The 20,372-nt window shown below is 44.6% G+C and carries 21 protein-coding genes; 7 read left to right on the top strand and 14 right to left on the bottom strand.

Features of this window, described 5'->3' with window-relative positions:
• Positions 1–452: 452 nt before the first annotated feature.
• From ACFQI7_RS35185 to ACFQI7_RS35175, 3 genes are all read right to left on the bottom strand, one after another.
• Positions 453–638, bottom strand: coding sequence for a hypothetical protein (locus ACFQI7_RS35185; RefSeq protein ID WP_218102919.1), 186 nt, complete (start codon positions 636–638; stop codon positions 453–455).
• An 84-nt stretch (positions 639–722) separates the two neighbouring features.
• Complete coding sequence (locus ACFQI7_RS35180; RefSeq protein ID WP_218102920.1) at positions 723–1,109, bottom strand: DUF120 domain-containing protein; 387 nt, start codon at positions 1,107–1,109, stop codon at positions 723–725.
• Positions 1,110–1,134: 25 nt separating this feature from the next.
• On the bottom strand, positions 1,135–1,593 hold the full coding sequence (locus ACFQI7_RS35175) for a hypothetical protein (RefSeq protein WP_218102921.1): 459 nt from the start codon (positions 1,591–1,593) through the stop codon (positions 1,135–1,137).
• 296 nt (positions 1,594–1,889) lie between these two features.
• Between ACFQI7_RS35175 and ACFQI7_RS35170 the strand changes: the two genes are divergently transcribed.
• The 3 genes from ACFQI7_RS35170 to ACFQI7_RS35160 all read left to right on the top strand — a co-directional run bounded on the left by ACFQI7_RS35170 (position 1,890) and on the right by ACFQI7_RS35160 (position 4,682).
• The gene (locus tag ACFQI7_RS35170) at positions 1,890–2,552 is read left to right on the top strand and encodes a transposase (protein ID WP_230415672.1); all 663 of its coding nucleotides are present in this window, start codon (positions 1,890–1,892) and stop codon (positions 2,550–2,552) included.
• A gap of 206 nt (positions 2,553–2,758) precedes the next feature.
• Positions 2,759–2,929: a hypothetical protein gene (locus tag ACFQI7_RS35165; RefSeq protein WP_218102922.1), complete on the top strand. Its 171-nt coding sequence runs from the start codon at positions 2,759–2,761 to the stop codon at positions 2,927–2,929.
• 940 nt (positions 2,930–3,869) lie between these two features.
• The gene (locus ACFQI7_RS35160; RefSeq protein WP_218102923.1) at positions 3,870–4,682 is read left to right on the top strand and encodes a class I SAM-dependent methyltransferase; all 813 of its coding nucleotides are present in this window, start codon (positions 3,870–3,872) and stop codon (positions 4,680–4,682) included.
• A gap of 28 nt (positions 4,683–4,710) precedes the next feature.
• Here ACFQI7_RS35160 and rpiA read toward each other — a convergent pair whose 3' ends face one another.
• On the bottom strand, positions 4,711–5,373 hold the full coding sequence (gene rpiA / locus ACFQI7_RS35155) for a ribose-5-phosphate isomerase RpiA (protein WP_218102924.1): 663 nt from the start codon (positions 5,371–5,373) through the stop codon (positions 4,711–4,713).
• A gap of 221 nt (positions 5,374–5,594) precedes the next feature.
• Positions 5,595–6,230, bottom strand: a complete 636-nt coding sequence (locus ACFQI7_RS35150; protein WP_218102925.1) for a 2OG-Fe(II) oxygenase — start codon at positions 6,228–6,230, stop codon at positions 5,595–5,597.
• 280 nt (positions 6,231–6,510) lie between these two features.
• Between ACFQI7_RS35150 and ACFQI7_RS35145 the strand changes: the two genes are divergently transcribed.
• Positions 6,511–6,846, top strand: coding sequence for a hypothetical protein (locus ACFQI7_RS35145; protein ID WP_377518421.1), 336 nt, complete (start codon positions 6,511–6,513; stop codon positions 6,844–6,846).
• Here the strand turns inward: ACFQI7_RS35145 and ACFQI7_RS35140 are convergent.
• From ACFQI7_RS35140 to ACFQI7_RS35115, 6 genes are all read right to left on the bottom strand, one after another.
• A complete protein-coding gene (locus ACFQI7_RS35140) occupies positions 6,802–8,463 on the bottom strand; it encodes a MutS-related protein (protein WP_218102926.1) in 1,662 nt (553 codons plus the stop codon). The genes ACFQI7_RS35145 and ACFQI7_RS35140 overlap by 45 nt on opposite strands.
• 410 nt (positions 8,464–8,873) lie before the next feature.
• The gene (locus ACFQI7_RS35135) at positions 8,874–9,227 is read right to left on the bottom strand and encodes a VOC family protein (RefSeq protein WP_218102927.1); all 354 of its coding nucleotides are present in this window, start codon (positions 9,225–9,227) and stop codon (positions 8,874–8,876) included.
• 317 nt (positions 9,228–9,544) lie between these two features.
• Positions 9,545–10,408 carry an RNA polymerase sigma factor SigJ gene (sigJ, locus tag ACFQI7_RS35130; RefSeq protein ID WP_218102928.1) on the bottom strand — a complete coding sequence of 288 codons (864 nt, stop codon included), beginning with the start codon at positions 10,406–10,408 and terminating at the stop codon, positions 9,545–9,547.
• Between the two features lie 43 nt (positions 10,409–10,451).
• Complete coding sequence (locus ACFQI7_RS35125) at positions 10,452–11,648, bottom strand: NAD(P)/FAD-dependent oxidoreductase (RefSeq protein ID WP_218102929.1); 1,197 nt, start codon at positions 11,646–11,648, stop codon at positions 10,452–10,454.
• Positions 11,649–11,895: 247 nt separating this feature from the next.
• Positions 11,896–13,254 (bottom strand): sensor histidine kinase, encoded by a 1,359-nt coding sequence (locus ACFQI7_RS35120; protein ID WP_218102930.1) that lies wholly within the window; start codon positions 13,252–13,254, stop codon positions 11,896–11,898.
• Positions 13,251–13,937, bottom strand: a complete 687-nt coding sequence (locus ACFQI7_RS35115; protein ID WP_218102931.1) for a response regulator transcription factor — start codon at positions 13,935–13,937, stop codon at positions 13,251–13,253. Before ACFQI7_RS35115 ends, ACFQI7_RS35120 begins: the two co-directional genes overlap by 4 nt.
• Before the next feature lie 230 nt (positions 13,938–14,167).
• Here ACFQI7_RS35115 and ACFQI7_RS35110 point away from each other — a divergent pair, with 230 nt between their 5' ends.
• Positions 14,168–14,572, top strand: a complete 405-nt coding sequence (locus ACFQI7_RS35110; RefSeq protein ID WP_218102932.1) for a DUF6220 domain-containing protein — start codon at positions 14,168–14,170, stop codon at positions 14,570–14,572.
• 16 nt (positions 14,573–14,588) lie between these two features.
• A complete protein-coding gene (locus ACFQI7_RS35105; protein WP_218102933.1) occupies positions 14,589–15,110 on the top strand; it encodes a hypothetical protein in 522 nt (173 codons plus the stop codon).
• Between the two features lie 1,035 nt (positions 15,111–16,145).
• On the opposite strand, the gene ACFQI7_RS35100 is transcribed toward ACFQI7_RS35105, so the two are convergent.
• From ACFQI7_RS35100 to ACFQI7_RS35090, 3 genes are all read right to left on the bottom strand, one after another.
• On the bottom strand, positions 16,146–16,439 hold the full coding sequence (locus tag ACFQI7_RS35100; RefSeq protein WP_218102934.1) for a hypothetical protein: 294 nt from the start codon (positions 16,437–16,439) through the stop codon (positions 16,146–16,148).
• 51 nt (positions 16,440–16,490) lie between these two features.
• Positions 16,491–17,294: a class I SAM-dependent methyltransferase gene (locus tag ACFQI7_RS35095; protein ID WP_218102935.1), complete on the bottom strand. Its 804-nt coding sequence runs from the start codon at positions 17,292–17,294 to the stop codon at positions 16,491–16,493.
• Between the two features lie 300 nt (positions 17,295–17,594).
• Positions 17,595–18,791 carry an extracellular solute-binding protein gene (locus ACFQI7_RS35090; protein WP_218102936.1) on the bottom strand — a complete coding sequence of 399 codons (1,197 nt, stop codon included), beginning with the start codon at positions 18,789–18,791 and terminating at the stop codon, positions 17,595–17,597.
• A gap of 854 nt (positions 18,792–19,645) precedes the next feature.
• Between ACFQI7_RS35090 and ACFQI7_RS35085 the strand changes: the two genes are divergently transcribed.
• A partial coding sequence (locus ACFQI7_RS35085) for an IS110 family transposase (protein WP_377518416.1) occupies positions 19,646–20,372 on the top strand: 727 nt, incomplete at its 3' end.

Here is a 20,372-nt window from a genome sequence, read left to right as displayed (position 1 = left end):
TAATTTTATGGAAAAATAAAACAGTTTTACTCTCAAATCTGCGGATAGAATACGCCTAGTTTACACACGGTGAAACGCTTACATTTCAGTCCGTGCGGAGTGCCGAACTATTCTTTTTCCATATGTTCTTCACTTTCACCCCCTATCCATACTCATCAAAATGCATGAAATAACGTCAAAAGTAAATGAACTGATACGAGAAAAGCTTACCACAGCATCCAGAATTTTGAAAATTGCAATAAGGCGACAGCTCACTTTGAAATTATGACATCGTCTTACCAAAGGTTAATTACAACACAACGGGCATCAGCGACGGTTGCTTCAGAATTACTGCGGCGAAGTTATGCTTCCTAATAAAAAAATCCCTGAATAGGACTTTTTAGCCTCTATCACCTCAGCACATGGTTATGAACACGTTTTAACATTATTTTTATATAATTAATGAGTTGAAACTATCCTGCCTCTTTTTTTTTTGCGGTATGCACCTCGAACAGCTCGTTAGCGGTCTGCTCAGCGCGTCGTTTTTTCTCAAAATAACGGGTTACTGCATCCTCTGCTGCTCGATCTATCGATTCCACCTGGCGGTCTTGTCTCCGTTTGTCATCGTCAATTGCGCCCATTGCACCCATTCCTTCCATCTCTGTCCCCTAAAAGCAAACCGCGCTGATCATAGGACGAAAGTAAATGTGATTCGCAATGCAGTCCCACACAATCGTACTCCGTTAGCTAAATTGTATTTCTACAACATCTCCATCTTTTATCATATAGTAGTCTCTAAGTTTTACATCGGTAGCAATTTCAACAATCGTTCTGGGGTGTTCACCGTGATCTGTTGCATTTCTGTCAGTCCTTAAAATAAAAGCTTTTCTGCCAAAAATCGTACATTCTTGAATGCTAACCGATACGGTACCGCCATACTCTTCTTTCTCTAAACGAATTACGTTGGACGGTAAATCGTACGGTTCGTTAAGCTGAATATTTAATGTTCCTGGAAAAAAATCCATTCCCGTTTTTACTTTATAATAATCATGTAGTTTTTCTATCCAATAAGAGAAATTACCCTGACCACTAACAACTTTCCCTTTTAGTATCTTTGTTTCCTGTCCCATATTTTTGAAACCTCCAACCAAGACCTTACGTCTCCTTCTTCATTTCAAAGTAGTTTCCATTCCATAAGATAATCATTGTTTGTTCATCTTTAATAATTAAAAAGCTGCCAGGATTCATCCAGTTATTTATTTTTACAGTTTTAACCGATTTTGAGTTAATTCCAATGTCGCTTAATTGATTTCTGTATTCTTTCAAAAAATCATCGTCCGTTATTTCCAGCTCGTTATATTCAGGGTTCAGAATTTTATCCTTGTCAAAGGATGCTTTTTCTTTCGTGTAAGTCGCTTTCATGCCGATTATGCTATCATCAACAGCAGTCGATATAGGCGTAGAACCAATGAACTTGTGAACGGTCCACTCACCGTAATATGAAGGCTTTGGAGTATCAGAAGGCGTTGGGGGCATATTTGAGATGTTTTTGCCAAAAGAGCAGATTACCAGCACTATCAAAAGTAGTGTAGAACAGTAGAATGAATTTTTCACGCATTGACCTCCATTTAATATCTTCTATATACATAGACGAAGTAAAAACTTATATAGTTTCGTAAATCTGCCCTTTAGCCACCCATACCCTCTCGGGCACTACAGATAATGAAAATTTGGTGTGACGTTTTACTTCCTTACGGCCGGTGAGGTAGGTCGTTACGCTATGATGTCGCGAACCATCCGTTTGTCTGACTAAGACGACCATGGTGCACCAAGGAATGTCGCTTCTTTTTGGAAGAACACGGGGTAGATTAACCCTTTGACTGGTTGTTGCTGAAGGCCAGCTATATATCATGGGGCTGAGCAGCCGCGACATGATGAATGCCATGATCGAGGGAGATGAAAATCCTGCAAAGCTGGCTGCCTTCCCCGACCGTACGCTGAAAAAGAAGAAAGAAGAGCTCGAATTAGCCTTGCGTGGAAATATGATTGCCCATGGGCGGATTATGCTCAAAACGACGCTAACTCACGTCGATTTTCCTAATGAGCAAATTGTAGAACTGGATATGGAGGTAGCCAAACGGCTCGACCCTTTTCAGCAAGACATTGAGCGGCTGGATACGAACCCCGGAATCGCCAAGCGCACCGCGGAACAAATCTTAGCCGAGATTGGGACCGACGTTGGTTCGCGCTTCCCCTCCACTCATCTCTGTTCATGGGTAGGTCTGGTTCCAAGGCAGAACGAAAGGGCCGGTGAACGAAAATCCTCCAAAACTCGCAAAGGCAACAAATACCTCCGTTCAGCACTCATTGAAGTCGCCCATTCCGTTTGCAGATCCGACAATTACTTGGGAGCTCGGTACCGACGCATCGCAGCCCGAAAAGGCAGGCACCGAGCGGCCTTGGCGGTTGCCTACTCCATCATGACCATTGTTTACCATCTCCTCACGCGCGGCGAGGATTACAAAGATGATTTAATAAACACATGCACTTCAAAGAGACTGTGTCGGGGATGAGATAAAGTACTTGTCACCCGACATCAAACGAAACGCATCCTTCATATTCTCAAAAACAATCCCGAAATTCCCTTACATTTCCCGATTAATCCTGCCGAAAATTCACAGAAAAGAAGGAGTCCCTTCCTCTATAACAAAGGATTACCCGGCTGGTAAGATATGGAGGTAATAAAGGTATACATTTTATGAAAAAGGTGGAGAACACAATGAAAAAATTTCGTTTTGCAGCCATGGCTTTTGCGGTAACAGCACTAGTGGCCCTAGGAGTCTCGGGACTCGGAACCTCAGGAGAGGCGGATGCTATGTATTACGGGTATGTGCCTAACGGGATGGGAGAAACTTTGGAAATGGCTTACTGGTGGTATTTCCTGAGGTAAGAGGAAAGCTTGTACCTCCGTAACTAAGCTCTTATGGGCAGCAAAAAAATATCTTATTCCGCAGGCAGAAAAAGACGCCGTTATCTGAGTACAAAAACATGCAGATAACGGCTTATTCTTGTTAGGATTTCCTTTAAGTGTTTCGTTTTAAAATGTACTTAATAACGCGGCTGCCGATCGATGCCGGGAGGCGCGTCTTAATTGTTTATTAAGTTAACGTACTCCGTCCCTCGGTTTTAAGGGTTTATCTCTCGTATGCTCACTCATTCGCAGGATTCCATCACCCTGAGTGGCAGTCTTCGGAAGGAAAATAAGGTTCGAATCCCGAGAGTTCGCTGTTTTTGGCATGCGAGAATAGAAGAAACGTCCGGAACAATTTCCCTAGGCGTCTTTCTGCACGCACACTCCACAAGATCCCTGAAAGTTTACCATCCCACAGCTCGACGGGTCTATGCCCTTACATTCCTTCGTTACACTCTTGTCCCCATGCTTTAAGTTTATCAATTTCAGCTTGTTCTTTGAAATATGTGCAATGAGTTTCTGATTTAGGATCGCAAGGTAAGTCCCTGTTCTTACCCTGCCCTTCCATGCTGGTCTTGTATAACCCACTCTTCTGAATTTAATTTCTTCGCTATTGAGCATGAATGCTTCGTAAAGACATCACCAACCGTCTGGTTATCACAAACTGCTCCCGAGAGGTGTACTTTACTGATATCATGCTGCAGGCCGGTACCATTGCCACAGGATGGGTCGGTCATGTCTGCGAGATCAAATGGACGGCTGGATGGATGATTTTGGTGGATTTGTTCATAGAAAAACAGTATATTATTTTTGGGTCAATATCGCAGAGTGTTCGTGTTCGATATTTGTTATTGGGATAACGCGCAAGTCGGGATATACGTTTAGGCTCAAATTATTTATATTTGGGGAGGGCGTCGGCATGGACAAGAATTCTGATTATAAAACAAACATTATAGGCGCTGGCGAGGTTGGCTGCGCCATCTCGGTCGACATGGACAAGAATTCTGTTTATAAAACAAACAGCTTCTATTGGGATACAAAAGGAAATGACTTCTTAGGAGCAATCGTGCTTCCTTTTTATGGAGCATTTGTCTCAGAAGAAAAATGCCAGCTTTTTGGCGATGTCTCAGGGAAAAAGATGCTGGAGATAGGCTGTGGAAACGGTAAATCCTTGCAATATCAGGGGGAACGCAAAGCATCTGAACTATGGGCTGTGGGTATATCAGAAAAACAAATCGAAAAGGCAACGCAACATTTGAATGCATGCGGTCTTTCAGCAAAATTGATCTGTTCTCCCATGGAAGAAGAATGTGGCATACCAATGGATTATTTTGACTTTGTTTATTCGATTTATGCCATAGGCTGGACCACCGACCTTGAGGGTACTTTTTGCCGGATCGCTTCTTACCTTAAAAAAGACGGTGTATTTATTTTCAGTTGGTCTCACCCTATACACAAATGTGTTGTTGCAGAAAATAATATGCTTGCTTTTAAAAAATGTTATTTCGATGAATCTTGGTATTCGGTATCTCTTGATGAAGGTGCGCTAACATTATCGGACCGTAAACTATCAACCTATGTGAATGCGTTGGCAAAAGCGGGATTTGTAATTGAGCAAATGATTGAGCAATCTGATGATGAAATTATGCAATCGCGGGACGATAACAGCAATTTTGCAAAAAAAGCAAAGATGCTTCCTGTAACTTTTGTAGTCAAAGCAAGAAAACTATAGTACTCCGTTAGCTTAACGCTCGTGATTTTTATAAATCTACAATTGATCCATCCTGATAACCAACAATTACTTTCGTTGCGATCTTTATAAATAGTCCATTATCTACGACTCCTGGTATCATGTTGATTGCGGTATGAAGGTCTTTTGGATGGTCTATATTTCCAAAATCACAATCAACAATGTAATTTCCGTTATCTGTAATGAATGGTTTATTATCAACAATCCGTAATTTTGTAACACAACCGAGCTTACTTATTTTTTTCTGCGTAACCTCATATCCGAATTTTACTAATTCAACAGGTAAGGGGAATTTACCTAGTCGATTTACCTTTTTGCTTTCATCGACCACAATGATTAGTTCATTGCTAAAAGAAGCTACGATCTTCTCACGTAAGAGTGCGCCTCCACCACCTTTTATTAAGTTCCACTCGTCGTCGACCTCATCAGCTCCATCAATTGTAATATCAATTTCTTCAATCTTAGAAATTGATATTAACGGAATTCCTAATTCCTTAGCCAAATTTTCTGAGTTAATGGAAGTTGCTACAGCGTTTATACTTAGACCGCTCTTTACTTTCTGCCCCAATTTTTGAATAGCCCAATAAGTAGTAGACCCAGTACCTAAACCAACGACCATACCGTCACGTATATACTCCACAGCTTTCTCGGCCGCTACTCTTTTCGACTCCATATGATCCCCCTAATAATCGCAATTTTTGTTTAACCATAACTACTTTTTATTAAATATGATTGTTCTTAAGCTGTCTTTAAAGCGCGAGCGCCTTAAATGCAAAACAACGATGGATTGGGTTCCATCACTAAGCTTACTAATCTAATAAAAAAGGCCTCATGATCAATATCACGGAGGCATTTTGCTGAGCATCGTCCCCGTAAGTGGGCCAATTTCGTCCTTTATATGTAGCGATTTCTTTGCCTTCTCATCCACTGGGTCGCTACCCATTTTTCCCCGATTGTAACGGGATTTCCCGCATGCAACGTCAGTTCATTTAAGCGATTATCGTTATAAAAATATTCAAAATAGACGGCACTTCCCTTTTTCGGCGTTACTGCAAAACGAAGCGAGGGGAAATACGTTTCGCCTCCATTTTCCACGTCATTTAAATACATTACCAATGTGCTGATACGATTGTTTACAACGTTTCCGGCTGTAAAATAATCAAAATGGGGGTGATACTGTTCCCCGGCTTTATAATGTAAAATTTGCAACGGTTCAGCATGTGAAACCGGTATATTCATCAGTTCAGAAACTCTGGTCTCAATTTTTTGAATCAATTCATCTTCGCTTTCTTCAAAGAACATGCTGTTGCTTGTTCTAATATCGCTTTCTACGCGAGATTTGCCGATTTTAGCTCGCTGCATTCTATGTTTAGCTAAGTCAATCAACGCGTCGCATTCTTTGCAGCTTAAAACATTGTCCAATATTAAAATAAGCGGTTCTTCCATTTTGCTGACAACATGGATTTCTTTATCCTGGGTAAAAATTTTGTTTCCAAATGAATTCAAAATCGTCTGCTCTTTAATGGTCATCGCTGCATCCTCCATTATTGAATACTGAGGAAGTAATTTTCATTATGTCAGTCGATTTAAACAGTTCTTCATAAAATTCTTATGTTTCAATTCTAGCATAGAAAACCTCTATAATACCGTGTAGGCGGTATCCCCGGCGGTATTTTTATGTTTGGAGTCAACCTGGAGTGATAAACAGCCTTATACAATAACGACAGGTGCCAATGGGCGGTCATCACTTTCGAAATCATTTGTGTGGAGAACGCACACGTAACTGCGGACTGCAGCATGTTTAGGGTCATTGAAGGATATAGTCAAAGACGAGGCCGTGCTTGGTATGTCTTCTGCCCGTGATATGTTTATCCGGATTCGTAACGATGAACAATCGGACAGGCCGCAAATTGCTGTCGAACTGGAAGGACAAAACTCCAAAGAATTCGCCATCCCTTTTCAACAAAAGGCCCGGCTGCCCGTTAACGTGGACAAGCAGCTGATTCTTGGACCCAAGGCTTTTGGATGCAATCCCTTGGAGAAAAGCAAGGATTCGTCCGTCCCTATTGTAAGAAACACCACTAATCGCAGTACGCTTGGGCTATTTTTTTTCTTCCAAAGTAACCAAAAGATTTTCAAGTGTTAACCCATATTTTTCTGCAATATCCCTAGCATAACTGTTTCCCTCGGGACGAGCTCGATCTATTTTAAAGCTTCGTTTACCGGGTGAGGATGAATCTTCAACTAATTTGGCTGCAAGACTGTCTATTCGGCTTGTATAAGATGAATTCTTGTTCATTTCGTTAATGTTTCGTGCAAGATCATGCAGGTGAGTGGCAAAGATAACCCGACATCCAGCAGCACGCAGACCTACGAGAACTTGTTCCGCAATATAAGTCGCTTCAGCTGCACTCGTACTTGAAAAAGTTTCATCCATGAGTAATAAACTATGTTGCGTTAATTTGGAAAAAATTTTCATTAGCCGCTCACACTCTTCACCAAACCTCCCATTTGAACTTCTATTATCATGGTTCTGAAAATGGGTATAAATTCGTTCCACAGGGCTAATCGTTGCGGAGTAAGCGGGAACGAACAAACCAAGCTGGAACAGCAGCTGTGCGATGCCCACCGCCTGGGTAAATACAGTTTTCCCCCCTTGATTGGGACCTGTCAGGATATAAACCATGCTGTTATTATCAAAGTCGATATCATTTGGAACGATGAAATGGGAGGGATATACATCTGCTGGTTGCTGTTCTTGTTTTAATACTAACATTGGATTATATAAACCTTTACAAGTAAAGCTTCTTTTCCCGGCATATTCCGCATGAGGCTTACAAATGGGAACTCCCGAGGCTTTAAGCTTTCTCAGAAGTGAAACTCCACCTAAAAGGAATCTTATTTCGTCTATAAGCCGGAGAAGAAATTTTGATTTTACATTCGTATATGACCTAACAGCAGGTTTCCAGTTTTTTACCGAGCCCATAAGAACGGAATGGAGGGTGCTTTTCACTGCGCTGCCAAATTTGGCATGCTGTTCATTGCTTAACCCTTTTCCTGATGCTTCGAGTGGCGCCAGACAAGTAAATTCATCATTTTGAAAATCTAATCTTAACAGCTTATCAATGATATTTCCCGATTTAAAATAAGATTTATTTACGGAAACAAGTCCCGCTTCAACAGGATTTAATTGAGCATCAAGATTGACGCCGATGGTTATGCTTTTAATGTTGCGAACGCTATAGGAGATTTTCTCAGCTTCAACTTTTAAAGTCTGATAGCCTTCACTTTCGTAAACGCTTGCCACTTCCGATACGAATGATTTCATCCCTAATGAAGATAATTGCAAATCCTTTTTTTGAAAATGAGTATGTAATCGTTCAATGCAGTCCGTATAAAGCTGAAGTTCGGATATGCTGTACAGGGAGGAGGTTATATCATTACTTTGTTCTTTCCCAGCTAAGTAGAGCTCCCTCATATTTTCCAGATCGGGAAGCAATTTCGTAAGCAATATAAATAACGATTCATTATTCAGTATATCTTCCACTACATCAAGTCTGTATCGGATCACTTCAATATCGTTTGTAAAATATACAATTGGATTTTTGTGATTTTGAAAATAACGCGAGTTGTACCGGAGAAACTGTATAATGGCATCCGCAGACAAATCCGCTATAGAGGAAATATCCAACGTTGCATGTTGTGGATTTCCTTCCAAATCATCTTTTGGATACAGTAAACTTATCATGCTTCCATCTGACATTTTCACTTCCAACCCTTTCATAGTATAAATGTTAAAATTACATTTCTAATCTGGGTTGCGGTTATCAATAATAAAATCGCCATAATACATGTAAGCGAATGCAATAAGGCAATAGAATATCCATACATCTTCCAAGTCTTCGAAAACATAGTATACGAATAGATTAAGTAGAAAAGACACGGCAACATGCTAAAGATAAAAAGTCCTGCACAAAATATAAATATTATGAAGAGACCTAGCCAATAAAATAATACTTTACGGATTAACCGGAGTCTGGGAATACAAATATAGATGGGTTGATCCGGTATCGAAGAGTAGAGATCCCGCACTGTTCTTTTGATTGCTTTTGACCTAATCGATATCACATCCCGTTATTGAACAAACGTTCTCCGTTAGCGGAACAATTTCTATTAAAACCAGTGAGTTAATCCAATCGTGTTTCCATCTAAATCTGTTAGTGAAAACTCAGCATGATCGGATCGACGGGTAATATCGGTTACTGTTACACCTTTCTCTTTTAAGTTTTTATGTAAACCGTCACTATCGTTGATGTATAACGCAAAATTAGCCTTAGTCATGGGGCGGAGGTCGTCTGATCTTAAGAGATGAAGAACATTTATACCATTAATATGAAGCTCCACAAAGTCGTTAAAATTATGTGGTCCAAGTGTAAAGCCTAGATGAGAGCAGTACCAAGAACTTGATTTTTCTAAATCTTTTACACGAACCATTATTCCGTAATCACCAGTTAATTTTTGTGACACCAAGATTCCTCCTAGATATCAAGAATTAAACCTTATTATAAGGTAAATTTTGTAAAACAACCATACGTAATTGTTCGCCCGTTTGTTGAACAAATCTGCCCGTTAAAGGATTGAAAAAATCCGCGTCAACAAAAACAGGCGATGGATCGGTTCCATCGCCGCGCTATCTAACGTACTCGTTAAATGTAACCATGTTCTTGTCAACCATTAATCGCTGGAAATCTAACGTCTGACATATTTCCTTAACAGGGGACTTGGAACGCTTATATCTTCATTTCCCGTTTCCTTAACATGATTGAAAAATCTGCAGTCGACGCCTAAACGCAGACAAGCTTATCCGGGTTTCGTACGGCATACATTCTGGCAATCTTTCCGCGTCGGAGTTGTATGAATAAAGCGGCCACGGTTTCGTCCCCCGAACGGATTACGATACCGGTCTCACCGTTCAGAGGGGAAAACTCGAAGTGAAAATCTCCCTGAAAATAGGACCTTAAGCTCTGTATCCCGTCGAGCAGGACTCGGGCCACGTGCTCGCGCGTTTGCACCGGATGCCTGAACGCTTTTGCTTTCCCGCCTCCGTCGGCGACGAACATGACGTCTTCGGTCAACAATGACACCACATGATCGACGTTCCCTTGCTCGAGGGAGGTAAGGAACCGGTTCACCCATTCCAATTCGACCGCTTCGGCCGCAACCGGCTCATCCTCGGATATGCCCATTTTGTTTCTTGCCCGGCTCAACAGCTTGCGGCAGTTCGCCTCTTGCTTGCCGAGCAGTTCCGCGATTTCGGGATAATCGAAGCCCAGTGCCTCACGCAGGACGAAAACCGTCCGCTCTGTCGGCGTCAGCCGCTCCAACAGCACGAGCATGGCGTAGGATAGCAGATCGCGACGGACGATCGTCGTCTCGAGCGGATCCGTCTCCGGCGTCCGAACCGGTTCGGGGAGCCACGGACCGACGTACATTTCCCTCTTCTTCCGCGCCGACTTCTGCAGATTGAGGCAGTGATTGGTTACCATTTTGCACAAATACGCCTTCGGCTCCTCCAGATGTTCGGGAAGTACGTGGCACGCCTTAACAAACACGTCCTGCACCGCATCTTCCGCGTCTGCAGCGGAGCCTGTCAACTGATATGCCAGAGTGAACAGAAGCGCTCTATATTGACCGTACAGTTTCTCCATTCACCGTCTCACCTTTTCCGGCTGTTGATATTGGTACCTAGTGCTATCGTAGCATACTGCCTTTATCCCATGCCAGTTTCCTGATTTTCCACCCCAGCTTTCCCGTTATGATCATATTAAGTCCCCATTTGCCTCCCCATACAAATCCGCGATTCTCCCCCAAGCCGATGCAGAAGAAATCCAGTATCGAGCTGGCGGATTTGTGAACCGGCGCGGGGCGGCCCTCCAGATCGGCCATCACGATTTTCCCCAGTCTATCTGCCTGCAGCACACCTTCTCCGGCCCTCATCAGATCCGCCTTGCCGTTTTCCGGATCGACGATTCTCGCACAGTCGCCGATGCTGTAAACGCCCGGCGCCCCTTTGACGCGATAGCACTCATCCACCAGCACTTGACCATCCGGAGTAAGCGGCAAACCCATGCTTCGAAGGGCCGGATTCGGGATCAGACCAATTGTCCAGATACATTCGCCAACCGGCAGAAGATCGCCATTGCTGAGCTTCACCGCTCCTGCTTCCGCCTGCATCACCTTAATGTTGTAAAGTACTTTTACGCCACATTCGCTGAGCACCTGATCCAATCTTTTTCCGACTTTTTCGGGCCCTTCCAGGAACAATCGTTTCTGTCCGCTCAGCAAATAGACAGAGATATCGGACGGGTTCAATCCTAGTGACGATGCTTCCTTCCGCATCTCAAGCGCCAGCTCGGCGGATGTCTCAACGCCGCTGATGCCCGCTCCCGCAACCGCGATCGACATCAGTCGCTTTCGTTCCTCAGGGTTCGTCTCACCGGCAGCTTTTCGCAGGTTGGCGCGCCAGCGCTCCCGGATGTCCGCCGCGGCTTGCGGGTCGGTCAAGGCGATGCCGCCCCGATCGGGTTCCGGTTGCCGAACGATGCTGCCGACCGCAACGACCAAAAGGTCATACTGCATGCGGGCATGATTACCTTGCGCATCCTCATATTGAATCTGTTTTCCCCCGCTATCCACGGACGTAACCTTACCTTGCACGAATTCGACACCTTCTGAGAACGAATAATGCGTCCATGGAATCATAATCTCTTCCTGGCCCACTGCCGGCCGGAACAACAGCATTTTGCGCATATGACCGGGCTGCTTGTCGATCAGAACAAACCGAATCCGCCGCCCGTTCGCCATGCCCCGGATCTCTTCCTTTATTGCTTTGAGTGAATGAAGCCCTACATGGCCGCCTCCGATGATGACACATGTCAAGTCGTTCATCTTTCCTCAGCTCCTTTTACGTTTTGCACATATAACAACGTAAGGCGCTGATTTGTGACATCGGAAACGAACGAAAAAATTATATGGGCCCGTTTAATCTGCCGTTCTTTCGTGCCCGCTGTTGAGTAAATCTGCTCTTTAGCTTAATGAGGCCGCGGCAGCCTCATCTTGTTCTTATTCATTTCCGTTAGTGGAAACCCATTCCCATCCCGATAGGTTCGCGCAGTTAGCCGGGAGCCAGCCCAAGTCAATGTTGGAATACAGGCAACCGGATGGTAAAGACCGTACCTTGACCGAGAACGCTTTCTACGTCAATGGTGCCGTGATGGGCGGTTACGAACCCTTTGGCGATGGCTAGTCCGAGCCCCATTCCGCCGCGGTTTTGCGCCATCGTTTCATTGGCGCGGTAAAACCGGTCGAATAGATAGGGAAGATGCTGCGGATCAATCCCGGGACCGGTATCGGCTACGGCGACCCGGATATATCCGGCTTCCCCTTTATTCGGCGGTTCTGCCCGAATCGTAATCATGATAGAGCCGCCAGGGGTTGAATAACGAACGGCGTTGCCGATCAAGTTGAGAAAAACTTGGGTCATCCGATTCGGATCGATGTCAATCAAAGGGAGGTCGTCTTCGCAGACCATATGGATGCGGATACACTTTGGATCGGCGTCGTATGTCATCCGATCGACAATCCGCCGCAGCAGTTCGCATACATTCGTTGCTTTGCGCTCGATCGGCAGTTTTTTCGCTTCGGCTAACGATAGCTGGTGAAGGTCATCGACCAGCCGGGTAAGGCGAATGAGCTCATCCTGCAACGGAAGCAAGCTCTCCGGCTCGATTCGGCTGCCGCTGTGCTGTATAAGGTCCAGTTTGCCGCGAATGATCGTGATCGGCGTTCTCAACTCGTGCGCCACATCCGCAACCATATTTCGGCGATGCTCTTCCAAGGCTTGAATTAATTGCGCCATCTCGTTAAACGCCCGGGCCACTTGCCCGTATTCATCCCTCGCCGTAGCGGAAGCCCGTACGCCGTACTCCCCTTTTCCCAGCCGATCGATGACCGGAATCAATTGGCGGAGCGGCGCGGTCAGACGTTTGGATAACAACCAGGCGACCCATAGCGAAATCCCGATAAACAAGACGGCACTCGGAATCAGCAGGAACAGGACGGAAATCGGGATGCCGATCCGCAGCTTGGACAACATCGCAACTTCCGGATCGTAATAATACATAACCGCTATGGACTCCCCCTGCCATCGCAGCGGTTTTTGTATCCCCAGATGCTTGATCCGTGAAACGGCTTCCTCTCCCGTTCGAAGCAGGATTTGATCTTGAGGGGACAACAGAAGGAGACTCGAACTCGGGCCGATATTCCAATTGCTCTCTTGGCCATCCGGCCGCTGAATGCCTTCCCATGATCGATTGTGATTTTCATAATACCGGACAAGCTGCCCGGACAATGACTCGAGTTCCTCGCCTCGGCTGGATTTGATCAAGGCTTCCACAGATTCCTTTACGATCAATTGCGTCACTGCGCCAAAAACCACGCATAAGGATACGATAAAAGCAGCCATCGCGAAAAATAATTTACGGCTTACTTTCATGTCCTTTCACCGAATCTATACCCGAATCCGTACACCGTCTGAATAAAAACGGGCTGGGACGGATCATCCTCGATTTTTTTGCGAATGCGGCTAATGTGGGCATCTACCGTCCGTTCGTCATTCAGGATATCGTCATCCAAAGCTGCTTGCAGCAGCTGAAGACGGCTGTAAACAATCCCCGGCCGGGAGGCAAGAGTGAGCAGAAGCTTTAACTCGGTCGGAGTCAGCGGAATTTCTTGGCCACGCTTCCATACGCGACATTCGGATTCCGAAATCGAGAGCTCTCCATAATGAAGGGTTTGCATCGCAACCGCGTGTCCGTCCATTCGGCGGAGAACGGAACGAATTCTGGCCGACAGCTCTCTCAGGGAAAAAGGTTTCGTGATGTAATCATCGGCTCCGACCTCCAGCCCGACAATTTTATCCGTTTCATCCGTTCGTGCCGTGACCATGATGATCCCGACCGGCCCCATTTTCCGCAGCTCCCGGCAGACGTCGAGACCGCTCATCTCAGGCAGCATCCAATCCAGTACGACCAAGGACGGCTTGATCTCCCGGGCTTTGGCGAGGGCTTCTTTTCCTGTTCTTGCCGTCACCGTTATGTATCCCTCCCCCTGCAAAAAAGGCTCCATAAATTCAAGCACCTTTTCTTCGTCATCCACCAGCAGCAGTTTGTGCGTCATCCCGTATCACTTCCCTTCGTATCGTTTGTTTCTTCACATTATATAGGGAATCCGGTTTATTTTGGGGAAACGGGGAAATATTCATCCATCCCGTAAAACACCGCAACAAGTTCACAACATGTTGTTGTTACAATAAAAAACGTGTTAAGCGCAAGAATCCGTGGTTCACGTATGAAAACGGAAGCCTGAAAACCGGTTTATTTTAGAATAATAAGGAGAGGAAGCTTTTCATGTCCAATGAGACAACTGTGAATGTTCGCGTAAAAGTAGGCAGATTCATTTTTCTGGGACTGGCCGGTCTGTTTGTCTTGTGTGTGACGATCCAGATTTTCATTGCCGGAATGGCGGTGTTTACCAATGCGTCCTATTGGCGTTACCATGTCGTATTTGTTCGCATATTTGAATTATTCCCCATTCTCATGCTCATTTTTTCTTTTTTGGGCAGGTTGTCGAAGGCATTGCGCTGGTGGTGTGTCGCGATATTCATTCTGATCTACGCGCAGTACTTTACCGCTCATTTTCCGGGAGCTGGCGCTTTTCATCCGGTGATGGCTGCCGTATTGTTCTCGGTATCCCTGCTCGTATTCGTAAAGGCCAAGCGAAGCGTATCCGCGAGAGAAGCTAAGTTATCGTGACAAAGGAGGGACGAGCATGGCTTACAAGCTTAGCATGAAACAAAAAAATATACTGGTCGTGCTTCATGTCATTTCCGTCGCGGCTTGGTTTGGCGCAACTTTATGTATGCTACTGCTGCTGTTATATGTGAAGAAAGCGGAGAACGGGGAACAGCTCTATTACATTTTGGAAAGCATGCATATCCTTGACGACAATCTTATTAAATACCCTGCCCTGCTAACATTATTTACGGGGGTGTTATTGTCTTTATGGACTCACTGGGGGATTGCAAAATATTATTGGGTCGTGGTCAAACTCATCCTGACGATCGTCACGATCCTGCTTGGAATTTTCTTTATCAACGATTGGTTCGCCTATCTGTTAAGCGCCGCGAAGAAATATGGCTTCGCCGCAGTGCAAAGGCAAGATTTTCAATCAATATGGCTAGCCAATGTGCTGGCCGCGATTTTCAACAATGCAGCGTATGGATTCATGATGTTCATTACGTACTTTAAGCCTTTTGGAAAAATAAGAAAAACACCCGGAGCGAAAAGCTGATTAATACAAATCATCAGCCCCTGGTATAATTTCTATGACGGCAAGCCGTATGTGAGAGCGCGGCACTACAAGCCGGAGTTGGGACGGTTTATCAAAAATCCAACTTCATTCGATCTAAAAAATATAAAATATAAATAATCATTAAACTCCGCCCGTTAACACTGAAGGCCACCGAGTTTATATCAACGGTGGCCTGCTTGATTATTGGCTTTCACGCTATCGTTCTCCGTTAGTTCAGCCGCTGGGCATAATACAGATCAAAACCCTCCGCGTGGAGGGTTTTGTCCTTTTACTTTTATTAAAGGGATCAGGGTTGCCAGACTTCCCACAAGTTCCCATCCAGATCATAGAACTGAAAGTTAGGTCCGCATTCTCGACCTTCCGGAATATCGCCTGCAATGTGAACCCCATTCTCCTTAAACCGCTCGAACAACTCCTGGATGCGCGGTGTAATGAAACAGCCGACAGGACGCGATTGCCATTATTGTTGTTAAATCCTAATCGGCCGCCCTCTAACTCTGATTGGATCAGAAACATAGCTGGTACCGCGGTTCTTAGACCTGCACCCGGTAATTTATCATGCTGATCGGGAAAACGTAAAATTGCAATTCCCGCTCCAGGCTGGACGGGATCATGACTGCTAGGTTGTCTACAGCCTAAATTTTTTCGATACCATTTAACGGATTCATAGACGTTCTGCACCGGAACATAAATACATGTGATTCCTGTAATGTCCTCTAATTGAACTTCTTCCGCTTGGTTTTGGCTCAAATATTATCCCCTCCACTTCAATATATTACCAGTATACAATTAGAATACCGTACGTTTGTTCTCTTGTAAACGATTTTCTTGATGCGTTATTCATATACTATCTGTTCCCGGCAGCCTCATGTCGTGTGGTATTAAACTATCGTATTCTGCCCGTTACTTCAACAAAAGAAGGAGGAGCTGCAATCAAGCTCCTCCACTCTCGTTTCCTGCTAGGTTAATGCGTCGCCACTATAAAGATGCACTGAACGTGTCCTCCATGGAATTTCATCTGTATATCCGACCCGGTTCCCAATCGTCCGCTGGGTTGTCACCGGTTATTTCCACGATCTCGTCGAAGGCCTCATTGATCAGATAAAGTGCGCCGTGGCTGTGTGCTAAGTGGTCTCCGGTAATAAATGGACCAGTCGGTGTTACTTCGATAGTTTGGCCGGCGTACAATGAAGCTATTCGTTTTACCGCTTCGATCGCTTCGACGTCGCCCAAGAGTCCGCCATCTTCGGTCCACGATACGGAAATGCTACGATCTTGTAACGTACCGTGTACTGTGAAACTGTTCATTCACCGCTTTCCTCCATTACGTACTCTTGGTTTCGTTCAACTATCGGTATCCTATAGTTTTCTTGCCTTGATTACAAAAGTTACAGGAAGCATCTTTGCTTTTTTTGCAAAGTCGCTGTTACGCGATTGCATAATTTCATCATCAGATTGCTCAATCATTTGCTCAATGACAAATCCCGCTTTTGCCAACGCATTCACATAGGTTGATAGTTTACGATCCGATAATGTTAGCGTACTTCCGTCAAGAGATACCGAATACCAAGATTCATCGAAATAACATTTTTTAAAAACAAGCATATTATTTTCTGCAGCAACACATTTGTGTATAGGGTGAGACCAGCTAAAAATAAATACGCCGTCTTTTTTTAGGTAAGAAGCAATCCGGCGAAAAGTACCCTCAAGGTCGGTGGTCCAGCCTATGGCATAAATCGAATAAACAAAGTCAAAATAATCCTCTGGTATGCCACATTCTTCTTCCATGGGAGAACAGATTAATTTTGCTGAAAGACCGCACTCCGTCAAATGTTGCTTTGTCTTTTCGATTTGGTTTTCTGATATATCCATACCCCATAGTTCAGATGCTTTGCGTTCCCCCAGATATTGCAAAGATTGACCGCTTCCACAGCCTATTTCCAGCATCTTTTTTCCTGAGACATCGCCAAAAAGCTGGCATTTTTCTTCTGAGACAAATGCTCCATAACGAGGGAGTGAGGTTGCTCCTAAAACATCATTTCCTTTTGTATTCCAAAATAAGCTATTTCTTTCATGAATAACACTCTTATCCATGTCGACCGAGATGGCACCAACCTCACTACCGCCTATAATGTTTGTTCTATAAACAGAATTCTTGTCCATGCCGTCGCTCTCCCCGAATAAATTAACCAAATGTAACCAAATAATCCAACCCCAACTCTATATTGGGATATATATGCAAAACCATCATATCGCACGTACGTTCTTATGTAAATGCCGTCTATTACGAATTATTGGATTAAGCAAATCTGCCAGTTAGCTTAACCGGCCGCCCGATCGATCCCGCAGCGGCCTCGTTAATGCGTTTTCTGCGCTATCGTTCCCCGTTAGTTGAGCAAGCTGCAGCGATGAATTTGACTAACAGTTCTGCCCGAACATATTTCTTGAATGTGACGCTGTATATTAAATCAGCTTTCCCTTTTCTAGCGTTTCGTCCATTTTTACCGCAATCGTTTCTAGCATCTCCTTCACGTCCGCGCCTTCGTAAACGATTCGGCGCGTAGCCGGATTTACATGTCTATCCATAAAGTGGCAGAAGTTGGTATTTGCAGCCGATACCGGCAGAGGGCCTCCATGAGCAAATTCCTTTAGCACTACGCGCCGGAGCGGATCGGTCTCGTGCCCTACTTCCTTATATACCGAACGAAGCGGAGCGATAAAGCCCTGTGTTACAAGCCGCGTGAGCTCATTGCTTGTGCAGGTAAGTTCGCGGAGTAGTTGCCAGGCAAGATCCGGATGCTCGGTTCGGGATGTGATGCCGAATCCGCAAACCCAAGGCTCGTTAATCCTTTCGCCGCTTCGGAAATACGGCACCCCTACCATCCCAAGATTTTCTTTCAACTTTGGCTCAATTTCGTGCAACATAATGAAGTAATCGAGGATCATCCCGGTTTTATTTTCAAGCAAATCGCTGTTTTTGAAATAATCGTGAGTAGCCCAGGCTACCCTGTGTTTTCGAACGAGATCGGTTGCCCACGAGATCGTTTCAACCGCCTTTGAGCTGTTCACGTAACCTGAAGCCCTCGTCCGATCGGGGGATAGCAAGTCCGTGCCTGCAGTTAAGAGAAGGAGACGTATATATTCCCTGTGGAAAGATATACGGGCCGCATAACGTTCTTCATCTGGACCCACGTTTGCGCTCTGAAGCTTAAGTGCCGTTTCCTGAAATTCGTCCCATGTCCATCCGTCTTCCGGATACGGGATCCCGGCTTTATCGAACCATTGCTTATTGTAAAATATGCCCTTCATCGTAGCACTTATCGGCATAGCCGCAATGTTGTCGCCATCTCGCACAAACTGCAGTATAGATGGATGAAAGAGTGCTTCGATTGCCTCCGTTTCTACCCATGGCCGCAAATCCAACAGCAGTCCATCCCGGCTTCCATCCGTAATATCGCCGCAAAACAACTGGACAATGTCTACTTTTGATTCGCCAGCATAAAGTTCGGAGCGGATTACACCGTTATCAACGACATCGATAATCACGTCTACTCCCGGATTCGCAACCTCAAAGCGTTTTGCGATTTCTTCAATACTTTCTTTCTGCCATGGCTCGTCGATTATAATTCGCAGCTCGGTTTTGTTTTTCAAGATATTCATAAGGCCACCTCTCGCTTTGATTGCTGTTCATTCATTACGAAATTTCGAAATTAACCATCTACGACTAAATTCAGAACTCATGAATATCTAATACCTTCTTTTATTGGGAACATATATTCTCACCTTATGTTACCATATAAATCCATTTAAGCAAGATTTTTTGCGCTAACTGCCCAATAGTTCAATGGCAAAAAAATGCCCCACAGCAGCGGGCAATGGGGCTAAGATTTATATTTTAAAAAGGGGGTCAATCTTATTAGACTACATTCATTAATTACACCGTGATAAGATGATTTCAAGTTTATTACAAACGTGTCAATCTTGTTGTTGAGGTAATCCCCTTGTTTACTCATAAATTTGCCAAAAGTCAAAAAAAAACCGATAAGCTTGCCCTGAGTTCACTTTTAATTGGTCTAAACGAAAATAAATAAAGAAAATGGCTTTGAAATTGCTTGGGGCCTTTCGCTTTTTGTAGGGCGGAACATGAGAAAAACCCAGTAAAATCAAGCCATATTTTAAAATCGGCAAACTTATCGTTCCAGGCACTGCAAATATTTGAGTAAAGTCACAAACATCTATCACTTAACCCATAAGTTTGCCGCTATTGCATGCTTATGCTTCCAAATTACAGTGGCAAACTTATGCTTCCAATAACAAAAAGCCCTTGAATAACAAGGACTTCTTCGATACATATAGCTTCGTCTCTGCATTATTCCATTGAACTACCGTTCCCCGTTAGCATTCCTGTAGAGCGTTAAATTTCCGCTTTGCAAAAAAACAAGCGCCTCGGTACGATGGGAGTACGAAACGGGTCATAGCCCTTAAAATCCCATCATCCAGGAGGACGCTCTACTATGAAGTTTAAATCACAAGCACGGCAAAATCAACTCCTTGAAAGGATTACCTCTCAGCATCTGGTCGTTGGGATCGACATCGCTCAGCAAACGCATGTCGCTCGTGCTGTAAACTTTCGCGGTATCGTGATCGGCAACCCTTTATCTTTTTCTAATGACGACGATGGCTTTCACAACCTTCTTCAATGGATCCAACGGCTGCAAAGCACCCATCACTTCACCGCCGTAATTGTGGGAATGGAACCAACGGGGCACTATTGGCTCAATATTTCGAAGTGGCTTGTGGATCGCCAGTTTGAAGTCGTTCTCGTGAACCCGCATCTTGTGAAAAAGAACAAAGAAAACCGTGACAATACACCTTCAAAAAGCGATAAAAAAGATGCCCTTGTGATTGCCGACATGGTGAAGAACGGGTATTACTCCATCGCCCGCACGACGCCTGAAGCATTCACAGAGCTTCGTGTCTTACTCTCCAACCGGAATTTTGTAGTCAAGCGACTTGTGAGTGCCAAAAACCAAATTCATCGCTGGGTTGACGTTATGTTTCCCGAGCTGCGGCAGGTTTTTAAGAACCTAACGGGCGCCGGCTCGTTAGCTACGCTTCGTCTGTTCCCAACACCGGCGGAACTGCGTGATTTACAACCACAGGACCTGATTCAGAAATGGAAGACCTTGATGAAACGGCACTGCGGCGAGCGAAAAGCACGTGCGTTAATCGCGCTGGCCG

The sequence above is a fragment of the Paenibacillus allorhizosphaerae genome (genome assembly GCF_042659105.1).
Classification (GTDB): domain Bacteria; phylum Bacillota; class Bacilli; order Paenibacillales; family NBRC-103111; genus Paenibacillus_G; species Paenibacillus_G allorhizosphaerae.
The sequence above is the reverse complement of the archived record's forward strand: the minus strand, read 5'-3'. Positions and strand labels throughout refer to the sequence as shown.

What these genes read in the sequence shown, in the direction of transcription:
- ACFQI7_RS35160 (WP_218102923.1), top strand. Translation starts at nt 3,870, where the DNA reads ATGGACAAGAATTCTGATTATAAAACAAACATTATAGGCGCTGGCGAG.
- ACFQI7_RS35110 (WP_218102932.1), top strand. Translation starts at nt 14,168, where the DNA reads ATGTCCAATGAGACAACTGTGAATGTTCGCGTAAAAGTAGGCAGATTC.
- ACFQI7_RS35140 (WP_218102926.1), bottom strand. Translation starts at nt 8,463, where the DNA reads ATGTCAGATGGAAGCATGATAAGTTTACTGTATCCAAAAGATGATTTG.
- ACFQI7_RS35165 (WP_218102922.1), top strand. Translation starts at nt 2,759, where the DNA reads ATGAAAAAATTTCGTTTTGCAGCCATGGCTTTTGCGGTAACAGCACTA.
- ACFQI7_RS35105 (WP_218102933.1), top strand. Translation starts at nt 14,589, where the DNA reads ATGGCTTACAAGCTTAGCATGAAACAAAAAAATATACTGGTCGTGCTT.
- ACFQI7_RS35150 (WP_218102925.1), bottom strand. Translation starts at nt 6,230, where the DNA reads ATGACCATTAAAGAGCAGACGATTTTGAATTCATTTGGAAACAAAATT.
- ACFQI7_RS35095 (WP_218102935.1), bottom strand. Translation starts at nt 17,294, where the DNA reads ATGGACAAGAATTCTGTTTATAGAACAAACATTATAGGCGGTAGTGAG.
- ACFQI7_RS35180 (WP_218102920.1), bottom strand. Translation starts at nt 1,109, where the DNA reads ATGGGACAGGAAACAAAGATACTAAAAGGGAAAGTTGTTAGTGGTCAG.
- ACFQI7_RS35185 (WP_218102919.1), bottom strand. Translation starts at nt 638, where the DNA reads ATGGAAGGAATGGGTGCAATGGGCGCAATTGACGATGACAAACGGAGA.
- ACFQI7_RS35120 (WP_218102930.1), bottom strand. Translation starts at nt 13,254, where the DNA reads ATGAAAGTAAGCCGTAAATTATTTTTCGCGATGGCTGCTTTTATCGTA.
- ACFQI7_RS35090 (WP_218102936.1), bottom strand. Translation starts at nt 18,791, where the DNA reads ATGAATATCTTGAAAAACAAAACCGAGCTGCGAATTATAATCGACGAG.
- ACFQI7_RS35115 (WP_218102931.1), bottom strand. Translation starts at nt 13,937, where the DNA reads ATGACGCACAAACTGCTGCTGGTGGATGACGAAGAAAAGGTGCTTGAA.
- ACFQI7_RS35125 (WP_218102929.1), bottom strand. Translation starts at nt 11,648, where the DNA reads ATGAACGACTTGACATGTGTCATCATCGGAGGCGGCCATGTAGGGCTT.
- ACFQI7_RS35100 (WP_218102934.1), bottom strand. Translation starts at nt 16,439, where the DNA reads ATGAACAGTTTCACAGTACACGGTACGTTACAAGATCGTAGCATTTCC.
- sigJ (WP_218102928.1), bottom strand. Translation starts at nt 10,408, where the DNA reads ATGGAGAAACTGTACGGTCAATATAGAGCGCTTCTGTTCACTCTGGCA.
- ACFQI7_RS35170 (WP_230415672.1), top strand. Translation starts at nt 1,890, where the DNA reads ATGGGGCTGAGCAGCCGCGACATGATGAATGCCATGATCGAGGGAGAT.
- rpiA (WP_218102924.1), bottom strand. Translation starts at nt 5,373, where the DNA reads ATGGAGTCGAAAAGAGTAGCGGCCGAGAAAGCTGTGGAGTATATACGT.